Source organism: Sporichthya brevicatena (assembly GCF_039525035.1).
Taxonomy (GTDB): Bacteria; Actinomycetota; Actinomycetes; order Sporichthyales; family Sporichthyaceae; genus Sporichthya; species Sporichthya brevicatena.
On sequence record NZ_BAAAHE010000002.1, the window covers coordinates 1 to 13,438 of the forward strand.

The following is a 13,438-nucleotide window of genomic DNA, read 5'->3' on the forward strand; positions in this document are numbered from 1 at the left end:
CGCAACTCCAGCGCCCGCGGCATGCTCTTCTACCGCCTGCTCCAGCAGGCCGTCGCCACTGACCCACATCCGTTGAGCGAACTGATCGTCAGTTCCCCGGACTGGTAAGGCTTACTGCACTCAAGCAGATATGCAGACCGCCCGATCGTTACGAGGCTCGGGGGGCCGCGCAGTTGCGCTTGAAGTTGTCAGGACTGATGAACTTCCCGCCCTTGATCTGAACCGACCAGTAACACAGGCGCTTCGCGGCGATCTGGTCCTTCTTGAAGGTCAGCGGCGCGGTCGTGCCGTTGAAATCGTCATCCTTGATCTTCCAGAGCCCTTCCAGCAGTGCCTGACTGGCCTGCTGCTGGGTCAGGTTCGTCGTCGGCGCGCCGCTCAGTCCCTTCGCGAACACCTGAGCGGCGACCCACCCCATGATCGAGGCGGCGCTCGGCGCAATCCCTGGGGCATAGCGGGCCAAGGTGTCCTGGTAGCGCTTGACCTCGGGGTTCTGGGTGGCGAACCAGGGGATCACCGACTGACTGACGATGAGGCCCTCCATGGTGGCGTCCTTCACCAGGTACGGCGCGCCGACCACGTGGGTGGTTGCGAAGACCGGCTTGTAGCCGATGCTCTGGCACGATCGGCCGACCCGTTGCAGGGATGCCGTGTCGGTGCCGACGTAGAAGACCTCAGCACCGGAGGTCTTCGCGTTCTGGCAGCTAGCCGTGTAGTCCGGCTGTGTGATCGAGACCTGGCCGCGGTAGGTCAGTTCCAGTCCGTGGCGCTCGGTGAACTGTTCCGCCAGGGCATAGACGCCGGAGCACAGCGCAGCCTCGATGCAGCTGATAGTGGCGATCTTCTTCTTGGGTGCGGCCACGCCGGCGACCGACGCGAAGGTCGCCTCGAAGATGTCGGGTCCCGACGTCGCTTGCGGGAAGTACATGGGGCTCTCGTAGAACCAGGACTCCGTGGTGGTGCTGCCGATCGTCGGGATCCGCTTCTTCGTCAGGTAGTCCTTGGATGCGCCACCGGTGATCGGAGCAACCGTGTAGACGAAGGCGCTCACCCCTTGCTGCTCGACGAGTTGCTGGACCAGTGCCTGATGCTTGGCCGGGTCGCCACCGTCGTCGGCGATCGTGTACTTGATCGGGTGGCAGTTCAGGCCGCCGTTGGCGTTGATCATCGCGGCCCAGGCAGCCACGGTGCGGGGGCCGTCCTGCACCACCGCGCCGATGACGCCCGACTGCTGTCCGATCGAGGCGATATGGATGGTGGACGACGACCCCGTGCAGGCGGCCGGGCTGGTGGCTCCGGAGGTCCCGCCGCCCTTGTTCTGACCCGGCTTGCCGCCACCAGGGTTGGTGGTTCCGGGGTTGGTAGTACCGGCGCCGCTCGCCGGCATGCCGGCGGACCCGGCACCAGGTGCCGTCGTCGCCGCGGGAGCGGCACCGGCGGCCGCGTTACTGGTGCCCGTCGGCGTGTCCACCGCGCCGGGAACCGCGCCCGCGACCACGCCGCCGGTCTGATCGGAACCCGCGTTGGCGACGGCGCCGGCCACCTCCCCGCGCTGGGCCTGCATCAGCTCGGTCTCCTCGAGCCGGTTACCGCACGCAGTCATCAGAAGGGTCGTGGCGGTCAGGGCCGCTACGAACTTCGCCGTCGAAGTCATGTGGTCGCCAAATCGTCGAGGCTCGCAAAAATTGGTCGGTCCAATAGACCAATAGTGAGGTCGATGCTACGTCTCGGGGCTGAGGTGTCAAGCGCCGCAACCCCCGTCGAGCTCCGATCGGCCCCGCAGGATCCTCCCCTACAAGGAAGTAATAATCTCCTCCCAGCAACCTATTTGTGACCTCGGCCACCAGATTTCGGGTTCAATGGTGCTCAGTTGCGGGCGGCGAGGGCTCGGTCGACTCCGAGAGGGGCGACGCGGCCCGTTGCCACGTCGCATCGACCCGCGTACGCTTCCGAGTACCAAGTGGTCCAACCAATGGTCCTGTTGGTGGTGAGGAGAAATCCCGTGTCCGAATCGAATCGCGCGCGTGGGCGCCGCACGCTGATGCGACGCACCGCGGTCGCTGGTGTCATCCCGGTCAGCATCGGGGCGTTCCTCTCGGCCACCGCTCCGGCTGCAGATGCGGCCAACCCGGCCTTCAACGCGGCCGCTGCCGCCACCGGGGTGCAGATTACGGAGACCTTGCCCGGCTTCATCGGCACCTCGACGCCCTTCGACGGCGGTGGGCCGACGGCGCAGGCGGTACTGAGTTCCTTCGAAGGCGGGCGCGGGTACGCGACCTTCCCGGACCCGGGTGGATTCCTCCCCACTCTGCCGGGCCTGGGAGCTGGTCTCTTCTCGGCCGGCGCTGCCGGGCTCCCACCGATCCCCGTCCCGTTCGAGGTACCGGCGTACCCCTTGGCGGTCACGACCAATTCCTCCACTCCTGAGCAGGAGATCGGCGCCGGTCCCTACAAGCTGACCTCCAGCACCGACTCCACCTCCAGCGAGTCCTTCGCCTCGGCCGGCTTTCAACCCGCCGGTCTGGGCAACGTCGCGCTGGTGACGTCGCGCGCCGCCGTGAACAAGCAGTTGGACGGCAGTGTGGTCTCGACCTCGACGGTCGTCATCCAGGGCCTGGCCGTAGGTCCGATCAGCTTCGGGGAGATCCGGTCGGTCGCCAGCCAGAAACTCGATCCGAGCGGTCTGGTCACGCCGAGCAGCTCGATGGAGATGTCCGGGGTCAAGATCGGTGGACTGCCCGTCGGGCTCACCGACCGCGGTTTCACCGGGACACCGGGCCAGGGCCCGCAGCAGATCAATGAAGCCTTCGCCGCGTTCATGGCCGGCACCGGTCATCAGGTGACGGTCGTCGCCGCGCAGAAGACTCCGACCTCGATCACCGCGCCGACGATCCAGATCACCGGGCCGCTGGAGCTGCCCGGCGTGACCACGGGGCCCGGAACGTACACGATCAACCTCGGTCTGGCGACGGCGTCTCTGCAGGGAACCCAGCCCACGGGGGCCGGGAGCGGCGACGCTGGAGCAGGTGCGGTCCCGGTCGGGGTCGACGGCTCCGCTGCGCCGGGTTCGACCCTGCCGGTCCCCGGGCTCGACGCGGCAGCCGGCTTCCTCCCGTCCGCGTCGCTGCCCGATGCTGCGGCGCTGCCGGCGCAGGTGCCGACGCAGAACTTCGTCCCGGCCGTCGCCGGAGGTGACCTGAGCAGCGCTTGGGACATCAACGGGCTGTACCTGATGGTGGTCTTCGGTGCCGCGGTCGCCGGCGCGAGTGCCGTCGTCATCCGCCGCTGGGGATAAGCCGTCCTCGGTCATTGCACCGTCCGATCAGATGGGAACACCATGAACGACCTCGTTCGCTGGCTCCGGCACCAATGGGACCGCGCCGCTGCGGTCGCCTTGGTCGTGATCGCCGGTGTCCTGTTCCTCCTCGGATGGGTGGGGATCAGCGACTCGGCGCTGGCCACGCAACAGATCCCGTACCTGGCCTCGGGTGGACTTTTCGGACTGATGGCGTTGGGTGTCGGTGCGACCCTGTGGCTCTCGGCCGATCTGCGGGACGAGTGGCGGAAGCTGGATGAGATCAGCGAGCAACTGGGCGATGCCGTCGCGGCGCTGGCGGGTGTGGACGGGGTCGAGGTGTCGGCGGGCCGACCCGCCCCGGCAACCCGGGCCGGCGCTCACTCATCAATCTGATGGCGACTCACGTCGTGGCGCAAACCGGAGCTCGGAGCGCGCGGTCGCGGGCTGCACGGGTCACGGCCACCACCAAGGACCCGCTGTGGAGTCCCCGACATCTGGCGGTCGTGGTCGCGCTGAATGCGCTCGGAGGCGTGGTCATCGGGTTCTCCTGGTATCAAGGCAGCGGTGAGGCGCACACGGGAGACATGCTCGACTGGCTCAACGTCGGCATAGCCGGGCTGATCGTGCTCGGGGCCGCGAACGCGCTGCACGTTCTCCGTGGCCGCCGGACCGTCGCCGCGGTGCGGGTCGATCTGCTCGGGCAGGTTCCGCGGTTCACCGGAACGCGGCCTCTCGCACCGGAGCTCCGGCCTGAGGAGGGGGTGTCCCTTCCGGTGGGCGTCGTCGTCGCCGCCGAGGGTATGAGCCACTACCACCTGCCGGGCTGTCCGCTCGCCGTCGGCAAACCCACGGTGCGCGGCTCGCAGGGGGAATTCGCCCAGGCCGACCTCACCGCGTGCGAGGTGTGCGAACCATGAGTGAACTCGCTCCCTACATCGTCCTCGGCCTGGTGTCCGGGTCCCTCTACGGCTTGGCCGGTATCGGGCTCGTCCTCACCTACCGGACCTCAGGCGTCTTCAACTTCGGCCACGGCGCCATCGCAGCGGCCGCCACCTACAGCTTCTACAGCCTGCACGTGAACCACGGCTGGTCGTGGCCGCTCGCGGCTCTTGTCACCGTGGGTCTCTTCGGCGTGGTCGGTGGTCTGGTGCTGGACCGGCTGACCATGCGTTTTGCGGGCCTGCCCCAGATCATCTCCGTTGCGTTGACCGTCGGGGTCTTCCTCGGCGTCACCGGCTTCCTGTTCGTCCAGTACGGCGCGACGCAGCGGCTCTTCCCGCAGTTCCTGCCGCAGAAGAGCTACGAGATCTCCGGCGTGCTCGTGACGCAGGCCCAGCTGATCTCGGCCGGCATCGCGCTGGCCGCCGCCATCGGCCTCTACGTGTTCATGCGGACAACACGGTTCGGCATCTCGATGCGCGCGGTCGTCGACAATCCGACCCTGATCTCGCTGTCCGGGGATCGGCCCTCGCGTATCCGCTACGTGTCCTGGATGATCGGATCCTCGTTCGCTGCTGTGTCCGGCATCCTGCTCGCGCCGACCCTGGGCCTGGACGCGGCGCTGCTCACCTTCCTGGTCGTGCAAGCCTTCGGTGCGTGCGCGATCGGTGGATTCAGCAGCCTGCCGCTCACCTTCGCCGGCGGGCTCGTGGTCGGGGTCGCGTCCAGCGTCTCGACCAAGTACTTCAACTCCGCGCCCTGGAGCGGTCTGCCCTCCTCGATGCCGTTCGTCATCCTGATCATCGCGCTACTGGTGATCCCGGCGCGCAAGCTGCCCCAGCAGAAGCTGTCCTTCCAGCAGCTCGCATCGGCTCCCAAGCGGTACAGCCGTAACACCAACCTTGCGGTGATCGCGGTGGCGGCGGCTCTCCTGATCGCCCTGCCGCAGTTCGTGGGCAGTTACCTGCCCGTCTGGATCAATGCGCTGACCTACGCGGTGCTGTTCAGTTCGCTGGCCCTGCTCGTCTGGCTGTCCGGGCAGATCTCGCTGTGCCAGCTCTCGTTCGCCGCGCTCGGCGCCACCACGATGGCGCACCTGGTCGGCCGCGACGTGCCGTGGCTGCTGGCCCTCCTCATCGCCGGCCTGGCCTCGGTTCCCGTCGGCGCGCTGATCGCGATCCCGGCAATCCGACTGTCCGGCATCTACCTCGCACTGGTGACCCTCGGCTTCGGCATCCTCATGCAGAGCGTCGTCTTCCAAAGCGAGCTGATGTTCGGTCGCGATCCGACGATCAGCTCACCCCGGCCGGACTGGGCCTTCCTGGACGGCTCGAACGACAAGGAGTTGTACTACCTGTACCTGGCTATCGCGGCCGTGGCATTCGGCATCACGTATGCGGTCTCGCGCGGCCGCCTGGGCCGGGTGCTGCGGGCGATGGCGCAGGCCCCGACGATGCTCAACACCCACGGGTTGTCCACTCCGGTCACCCGCCTGATCGTGTTCTGCCTCTCGGCGTTCATCGCGAGCATCGCGGGCGCCATGATGGTCACTCAGTACGGCTCGGTGTCGGGTACCACGTTCCCGCCGATCAACTCGTTGCTGTTGCTGACGGTCCTGGTTCTGTGTGGCACCTCAGTGCTGATCTCGCCGATCCTGGCGGCGCTGTTGCTCGCCGTCCTGCCGGGCTACGTCAACGAACTCACCCAGGACAAGCAGTCCCTGATGTTCGGTCTGCTTGCGATGGGCGCCGCGCTCGTGTTGGCGCGCCGCCCCCAGCTGGTCAGTTGGTTCGGTTCGGCGGCGCGGGAGACCGAACATCGCGCTGCTCGGAGCCCGGTGCGGGACCGCGCGCAAGTGCCCCGGCCGGCGCGCGAGCCGGCGCGTGAGTTGACGGGGAGCCGATCATGACTGTTGCTGCGGAGAGTGTCGGCGTCGCCGCGGACAAGCACGGGTTGCCTGAGGGACTGGCCGTTCGCGACGTCCGGGTTGTCTACGGCGGTCATGTGGCCGTGTCCAAGGTCGACCTCGACGCTCCGCTCGGGCGCGTCACCGGCCTGATCGGACCGAACGGCGCGGGCAAGACGACGACCTTCAACGCATGCAGTGGCCTGCTCAAGCCCACGAACGGGACCTTTTCGTTGCTCGGGTCGGATGTGTCGCGCATCGGTGCCAGTGGACGCGCGCGACGGGGCCTCGGACGCACCTTCCAGCGTGTGGAGGTGTGCGAGGCGATGGACGTCCTGACCAATGTCGCGCTCGGTCTCGAAGCGCGCACGATCGGCCGCAACCCGCTCCGTCAGTTCGGTGGTGCGCGAGCGCAGCAGCGCCAGATCATCGAGACCGCCGAGCAGGCGCTGCACCGGTGCGGCATCGCCGACATCGCCGACCGCCCGGTGGGGATGCTCTCCATCGGGCAGAAGCGGTTGGTCGAGCTGGCCCGCGTACTCACGGGCGGCTTCCAGGTGATGTTGCTCGACGAACCGTCCTCCGGTCTGGACGAGGAGGAGACCAAACGCTTCGGTGAGGTGCTCCGCTCGGTGATGAACGAGCGGACCGGGATTCTGCTCGTCGAGCACGACATGAGCCTGGTCATGCAGCTGTGCGAGTACATCTACGTGCTCGATTTCGGGAACCTCATCTTCACTGGCTCGCCCGGAGAGGTCCGCGACTCCGAAACCGTTCGCACCGCGTACCTCGGGGAAAGCGCGGAGGCAACGTCGTGAGGCTCGAACTGTCGGGAATCACCACCGCCTACGGCAACACCGTCGCGCTGCGCGATGTCGACCTGGTCGTGCCCAGTGGGCGCGTGGTCGCGTTGCTCGGTCCGAACGGAGCGGGCAAGACCACACTGCTCTCGACGGCGTCCGGCCTGCTGACACCCCGCTCCGGTCAGGTCTACCTCGACCGCGCCGAGGTGACTGGCCGATCGCCGGACTGGCGCGTGCGCCATGGCATGTGCCACATCACCGAGGGTCGCTCGGTCTTCCCCGGGATGACAGTGCGGGACAACCTTCGACTGTTCCAGCGGCCGGGGGACGACTCCGATGCCATCGAGCGTGCGATCTCGGCGTTTCCTCGGCTCGGACAGCGGTTGAACCAGATCGCGGGAACGATGAGCGGCGGCGAACAGCAGATGCTCGCGACCTCGAGGGCGTACGCCCAGAAGGCGCCGCTGGTGCTCCTCGATGAGGTCTCGATGGGCCTTGCCCCGGTCATCGTCGACGAGATCTTCCACTTCCTGAAGATGCTCGTGGCCGAGGGCACCAGCCTGCTGATCGTCGAGCAGTACGTGGCCCGGGCGTTGGCGCTGGCGGATTATGTCTACCTGCTTGCGAAGGGCCGGGTCATGTTCGCCGGAGATCCGTCGGAGTTGCAGGGGACGGACATCTTCGAGCGTTACCTCGGCGAGGAGATGGTCGGGGCCTGATCGCCCCGAATCACTTCAGGAGCAGTTGCACCTGGAGTTCACCGATCAGGAAACCGAGAAGCCCGCCGACAGCGACGAGTTTCCACTCGGCTTGGCGAAACGCTGGACGGAGCAGGTTCTCGTACTCCTCGTCGGTCATCTGACTCATCTTGGATTTGATCACTCCGCTGATGTCGAGGGCTTCCGCTGCGTACGCACCGACCTCGTCGAAGGCGCCGCGCATACGCGCGACGGCGGAGTGGACGATGTCCTCGCGCATCTGCTGGTAGTGACGTCCGCCGACGGCCAGGACGACCAGCGGCTTCGCGAGGCCCATCTGAGCGTTGACGGCGGAGTCGACCTCGCGTTCGATCAGCGAAAGAAGACGGTCCGCCTGCGGCCCGGTAAGCATGGCGTCGATGAGGTTGGCGGGCGTGAGGATCTCCTCGGCGAGTAGTCGCGAGTAGTCGTTGATGACGTGCACGCGCCGGCGGTGGAAGACCCCCTGCAGCCGTACCGGGCCGATCCGCCTCGGCTGCACGGGCCGGAAGATCATCTGCAGCGCCAGCCAGTCGCTGGCCAGGCCGACGAACGCACCGAAGATCGGAACGATCCACGTGTTGTGCGTGTAGTACCAGACCCCGGCCTGGACGGCGCCGAGGACCAGACCGAACGGTGCTCCGATCCGGATCATGAACGTGAACTCGTTCGTCCCGATCTGGCGGAGCAACTTCACCAACGTGGCGGGGTTACGGGTGAGGGCGTCCACCGCGACCGCGCGCAGGTCGATGATCTTGTCCGGGTCGCGCTGCAGGTCGAGGACCAGGCGCTCGACCATCTTCGGTGCTTGCCGCTGGACGGACCAGATCACGGCCTTGCGCCCGACTTCGGGCATCGACTCCCAGACGAGTGGCTGATGTCGCGTCATGAACTCGCGCGTCAGTTCGTCGATGGTCCGGCGCATCGGCTCCTGCAGCTGCGCCGTGAGGTGCTTCGCATCGACGCGTTCGAACAGTTCCCGGGTGGTGAGCAGGCGGGAGAGCATGATGTCGGTGAGCGTGGTCGCCATTCGGGGGGCGTACCGGGGGATGACCCCCTGCCAGCCGAGGGCCGGGGGGATCCCCACGAAGGTGAGCGGCCGGAACATCATCTCGACCGCGACCCGTTTGGTGATGTAGCCGATCGCAGCGGCGATCAGGGGCATGGAGGTATAGATCACCCACGCGGGCACGGGGACCTCCGCGACGTGGGGATTCGCCTACGGGTGAACGGGGTCATAGCCCGAGCCGACGACCGATCAGTTCTTTCATGATCTCGTTGGAACCGGCCCAGATCTTGGTGACTCTGGCGTCCGTCCACGCGCGCGCGACGCGGTACTCGTCCATGTACCCGTATCCGCCGTGCAGTTGGACGCACGTGTCCAGCACATCGTTCTGGACCTGTGCCGTCCACCACTTGGCCCTGGCTGCGTCGAGGGGATCGAGCGCATGGGTGGAGCGGGCCGTGAGACACGAGTCGACGAAGGCCTGCGTGACCTCGACCTTGGTGTCCAGTTCTGCGAGAACGAACTTGTTGTGCTGGAAGGAGCCGATGGGCTGGCCGAACGCGGAGCGTTCGCGGGCGTAGGTGACCGTTTCGCTCAGGATCTGGGCCGCGTTGGCGATGTTCATCACCGCGCACCCGAGTCTTTCCTGCGGGAGTCGGTTCATCATGGCCGTGAATCCGGCCCCGACCTCGCCGATCCGGTTGCTGTCGGGTACCCGCACGTCGGCGAAGAACAGTTCAGCGGTGTCGGCCTCGTGTTGTCCGACCTTGTCGAGCTTGCGTCCACGGTCGAAGCCCGGCATCCCGGACTCGACGCCGAACAGCGTGATGCCCCGCGCACCCGGTTCGGGTCCGGTCCTCGCGGCGACGACGACCAGGTCGGCACCGACGCCGTTGGTGATGAAGGTTTTCGCGCCGTTGAGGATCCAGTCACCGCCGTCGCGGACCGCGGAGGTCCGTAGGGCCGCCAGGTCCGTACCTCCGGACGGCTCCGTCATGGCGATGGCGGTGATGAGCTCGCCGGTGCAGAAGCGCGGTAGCCACCGCTGCTTCTGCTCGTCCGTGCCCAGTTCGACCAGATAGGGCGCAACGATCCCGGCGTGGATGTCGAGCGAGGACGCGTACGCGACGGCCTGCTTGGCCAGTTCCTCGATGAGCACGGCGTTGAAGCGATAGTCCGTGCTCCCGCCGCCCCCGAACTGCTCCGGAACGGCCAGCCCGAGGAAGCCTTGTCGTCCTGCCTCGCGCCAGACCTCGCGGGGGATCAGACGCTCGCTGCGGATCTTGTCCGCCTGGCCACGGATCGTACGGTCGACGAACTCGGCGACGCTGGCCCGGAACGCCTCGTGGTCCGGGTCGAAGACAGTCCTGTGCATGGGTGCTCCCTGTTGCCCTCGGCATGAGGTTCGCGGCGGATCGGAGGTCCTGGTCGCTAGTCGGTGGACGCGAACAGTTCGCGAGTCAGTTCGTGCCGGCGGACCTTGCCGTTCGGGTCGCGCGGGATCGCGTCGACGTGGACGAACTCGCGAGGGCATTTGAAATCGGCAAGTCCAGCGCGGCAGTGGCGGGTCAGCTCGTCGTCCGGCGTGGGCTCCCGAAGCTCGACGACGGCCACCGGGATCTCGCCCTCCCGTTCGCTCGGGCGGCCCACCACGACGCAGTCCACCACCGCGGGGTGGCTTTCGAGGACCAGTTCGATCTCGCGCGGATAGATGTTCGTCCCGTTCCAGAGCAGAAGGTCCGCGGAACGCCCGGTCAGATAGAGATAGCCGTCGGCGTCGAGGTGACCGATGTCGCCGAGAGTGAACGCGTCGGCATGCCAGGCCGTCGCCGTCCTGTCGGCATCGCGGTGGTAGTGGAAACGCGTGGGCGCCGGAGTCCTCAGATAGACAAGGCCGTCCTGGCCAACGGGCCGGGACCGACCGGCCTCATCCAGGATGCGGATCTCGCTGCCCGGCCAGGCCGTCCCGACGCTGCCCTCGTGGGCGAGCCAGTCCTGGGAGTAGATCCGGGTGCCGCCGCCCTCGCTGCCCCCGTACACCTCGGCAACCTCGCCGGGAACAAGGTCGATGATCTGACGCTTGACGGCGGGCGGGCACGGCGCGCCGCCGTGAACGATCAGGCGGAGACTGGTCAGGTCCGCGCGGCGCCAGCACGACCCAGGGAGGTCCAGCAACCGGATGAAATGCGCGGGCGTCAGGAACGACACCGTGATCCGGTGCTCCCCGACGAGTCGCAACGCCTCGGCCGCGTCCCACTGCGGCATCACCACGACGGTGCCGCCGACGTACAGAGTCGTCCCGGCGTACCCGCCCGGCCCGGCGTGATAGGCGGGTCCGGCGAGCAGGTAGCTGTCGGCGGCGGTCAGGTCCCACAGGTCGGCGATCGCATTCTCGAACGCGGCCATCAGCTTGGGGTCGAAGCCGCCGTGCACGACCCCTTTGGGCCGGCCCGTGGTCCCGGATGTGTAGTACATCCAGCGCGCGACCGGCCACCCCGCCAGCGGCGTCGTGGTCTCGCCGGCCAGAACATCCGGCAGGTCGTCGGTGGTCATGACGGTGCAGTGCGGCACCTCGGTCAGGGCCGATCGAACGAGAGGGACCAGGTCCGGGGTCGTGACCAGGACCGCGGCCCCGGAGTCCCGCAGGATGTAGGCGACCTCGTCAGCCTTGAGGTGCCAGTTGACCGGCACGTAGGGCGCGCCCGCGTTCGCGGCTGCCTGCGCAGCGACGAAGAACTCGATCGAGTTCGGGAGCATCACCGCCACGGGGGCGTCCGTACGCACTCCCAGGCGCAGGTAGGCGTGGGCCAGCCGGGTTGATTCCTCGTGCAGCTCGACGAACGTACTGTTCCGACCCGTGGCCGGCTCGGCGAGGGCGAGGCGATGCGGCGTCGCCGCCGCGTGGGCAGCCAGACCACGAACGCCGACCGACGCGTTCATCGCACCCCCCCGTCGGCTTCGACGTAGGAGCGCGCCCAGTCGATCACCGCGCGCTGATACTGCCGCGTGCCGGGCGCCGTCGTCAGGCTGTGACCCGCCCCGGGGAGGACGAAGACCTGGAGCCGGGCCGCGGCCGAGAACCAAGGAGCCTCGGCGGACCGGACGGTCGCGGCGCTCGAGCAGTCGGTGCCGGTCGGCGGCGTCCCGCACATGATGCGATCGGCCTCGCCGACCGCCAGCAGGACCGGAACGTCGATGAGCCCCGTCGTGGGCAGCAACTCGATGAGGACACCCGCATCGGGAACATCGGTCGCGGGAAAGACCCCGCGGGTCAGTTCCTCGGCAGCGAGCACGTCGGGCTCGGTCGTGAGCGCGTTGAAGAACCGGGCGCGGGCACCGGGAACCGTTGTCAGGTAGCCCGGGTCAAGGCCGCGATCGGCGAACTTGGGGTCGGACGCGGCCGGCGCGAATCCGCGGGTGAACAACGCAACTGTGTCGACGGGATCGAAGCGGTGGAGGAGCCCGGTCAGCACCACACCGTCGATGCCGTCGTACCGCGCGGCGGTCAGGGCGACGATCGTGGACCCGAGCGAGTGCCCCACGAGCACCACACGCGAGTACGCCCGGCCCACGCGTCCTTCACGCAGCGCGCTGACCACCTGATGAAGCGCAGCGGCCTCGACCGATGCGTTGAGGCGAGGGCTCAGCGGGGCCGAACTGTCGGCGTTCCCGAACGGATCGAGGGCGAGGGTAGCGAAGCCCGCCTGTGTGAGCGAACGAACCTGCGAGTACGTGCGCGGCCGGACCGGGAAGTCCCAATAGCTGCTGTCGTAGGAGGCGCCGGGAAACAGAACGAGAACCGTTCCTGCGTCCCCGGGGTCGCAGAGAGTGGCGGACAACTGCTCCTGAGTGCCCGTCACCTGGACCGGCACCTGGGTCTGCCGGCACTGCGTTGTCGGCGTCGAAGCCTGGGCCGCCGTTGGCGCCAGCGACGCGGTCAGGGCCGTCACCACGGTGAGGGCGAGGCCACGGATCATCGCACGCTGTCCAGTACCAGCCGCGCGATCGCCCGGGCATCGTCGAACGGGGTGAGATGGCCGGCGCCGGGGATGACCGACAGCCGGACGTCGCTGATGCCCTCGGTCAACGTCGAGCTCGTGGCCAGGTGAAAGTCCGATTCGCCCATCGCAAGGTGCGTGGGGCATCGAATGTGCTCGAGGCGTGGGACGGGGTCGAACGCGGCCATGGCCCACCAGGAGCTCAGGAACCAGCGACCGCAACGCTGCAGGTCCTCCATCCGGCGGGCGGCGACCTCGGCGCTGGGTGGGCGGGCCGTGCCGGCCAGACCGAAGTCCGGGCCGGGCCGGCCGGACGGTCCCAGGCGCTCCGCGATCGAGATCAGGCGCTCGGTGCGCTGCGACTCCAGGTGCCATCCCGGGCAGCCGTTGAGGACCAGCGATGACACCAACCCGGGACGACGGGCCGCCACGTCCAGCGCGATCAGTGCGCCGAGTGAACAACCGGTGAGGGTGACCGGGTCGATCCCCAGGTGCTCGACCAGTCCCGCGACTGCGTCGGCGTGCTCCGGAATGGTCAGATCTCGGCGCGGGTCGGAGGAGGCCCCGTGACCGAGCAGGTCGATCGCGACCACGTCGACCTCGGCGGCGAGGATCGGAATGACGCCGTCCCACAGGTGCGTGGATGTACCGACAGCGTGGATCAGAACGACCGATGGCCGGGCAGGGTCGCCCTCCCGTCGATAGGAGAGTTCGCCTAGCCCGGCCGTCCAGCTGCCGGTCGCGTGCACCA

At 67.8% G+C, this 13,438-nt stretch carries 12 protein-coding genes; 6 read left to right on the plus strand and 6 right to left on the minus strand.

Features of this window, described 5'->3' with window-relative positions; genetic code table 11:
• Positions 1-148 precede the first annotated feature (148 nt).
• Positions 149-1,654 carry an ABC transporter substrate-binding protein gene (locus tag ABD401_RS00635; protein WP_344600497.1) on the minus strand — a complete coding sequence of 502 codons (1,506 nt, stop codon included), beginning with the start codon at positions 1,652-1,654 and terminating at the stop codon, positions 149-151.
• A 348-nt stretch (positions 1,655-2,002) separates the two neighbouring features.
• Here ABD401_RS00635 and ABD401_RS00640 point away from each other — a divergent pair, with 348 nt between their 5' ends.
• The 6 genes from ABD401_RS00640 (at position 2,003) to ABD401_RS00665 (ending at position 7,665) form a co-directional block, all read left to right on the plus strand.
• Entirely contained in the window at positions 2,003-3,295 is a 1,293-nt protein-coding gene (locus ABD401_RS00640) for a hypothetical protein (protein ID WP_344600499.1), read from the plus strand.
• Between the two features lie 42 nt (positions 3,296-3,337).
• On the plus strand, positions 3,338-3,691 hold the full coding sequence (locus ABD401_RS00645; RefSeq protein ID WP_344600501.1) for a hypothetical protein: 354 nt from the start codon (positions 3,338-3,340) through the stop codon (positions 3,689-3,691).
• 110 nt (positions 3,692-3,801) lie between these two features.
• Positions 3,802-4,215, plus strand: coding sequence for a hypothetical protein (locus ABD401_RS00650; protein ID WP_344600503.1), 414 nt, complete (start codon positions 3,802-3,804; stop codon positions 4,213-4,215).
• Positions 4,212-6,146 (plus strand): branched-chain amino acid ABC transporter permease, encoded by a 1,935-nt coding sequence (locus tag ABD401_RS00655; RefSeq protein ID WP_344600505.1) that lies wholly within the window; start codon positions 4,212-4,214, stop codon positions 6,144-6,146. The genes ABD401_RS00650 and ABD401_RS00655 overlap by 4 nt, the downstream gene beginning before the upstream one ends.
• A complete protein-coding gene (locus ABD401_RS00660) occupies positions 6,143-6,961 on the plus strand; it encodes an ABC transporter ATP-binding protein (protein ID WP_344600507.1) in 819 nt (272 codons plus the stop codon). The genes ABD401_RS00655 and ABD401_RS00660 overlap by 4 nt, the downstream gene beginning before the upstream one ends.
• Positions 6,958-7,665 (plus strand): ABC transporter ATP-binding protein, encoded by a 708-nt coding sequence (locus ABD401_RS00665; RefSeq protein WP_344600509.1) that lies wholly within the window; start codon positions 6,958-6,960, stop codon positions 7,663-7,665. Before ABD401_RS00660 ends, ABD401_RS00665 begins: the two co-directional genes overlap by 4 nt.
• A 10-nt stretch (positions 7,666-7,675) precedes the next feature.
• Here the strand turns inward: ABD401_RS00665 and ABD401_RS00670 are convergent, their stop codons facing one another.
• The 5 genes from ABD401_RS00670 to ABD401_RS00690 are packed head-to-tail and all read right to left on the minus strand — an operon-like array spanning position 7,676 to position 13,436.
• On the minus strand, positions 7,676-8,875 hold the full coding sequence (locus ABD401_RS00670; RefSeq protein WP_344600511.1) for a DUF445 domain-containing protein: 1,200 nt from the start codon (positions 8,873-8,875) through the stop codon (positions 7,676-7,678).
• A 43-nt stretch (positions 8,876-8,918) separates the two neighbouring features.
• Complete coding sequence (locus ABD401_RS00675) at positions 8,919-10,064, minus strand: acyl-CoA dehydrogenase family protein (RefSeq protein WP_344600513.1); 1,146 nt, start codon at positions 10,062-10,064, stop codon at positions 8,919-8,921.
• A 56-nt stretch (positions 10,065-10,120) separates the two neighbouring features.
• Positions 10,121-11,629 carry an AMP-binding protein gene (locus ABD401_RS00680; RefSeq protein WP_344600515.1) on the minus strand — a complete coding sequence of 503 codons (1,509 nt, stop codon included), beginning with the start codon at positions 11,627-11,629 and terminating at the stop codon, positions 10,121-10,123.
• Complete coding sequence (locus ABD401_RS00685; protein WP_344600517.1) at positions 11,626-12,666, minus strand: alpha/beta hydrolase; 1,041 nt, start codon at positions 12,664-12,666, stop codon at positions 11,626-11,628. The genes ABD401_RS00680 and ABD401_RS00685 overlap by 4 nt, the downstream gene beginning before the upstream one ends.
• Positions 12,663-13,436, minus strand: coding sequence for an alpha/beta fold hydrolase (locus tag ABD401_RS00690; RefSeq protein ID WP_344600731.1), 774 nt, complete (start codon positions 13,434-13,436; stop codon positions 12,663-12,665). Before ABD401_RS00690 ends, ABD401_RS00685 begins: the two co-directional genes overlap by 4 nt.
• Positions 13,437-13,438 lie beyond the last annotated feature (2 nt).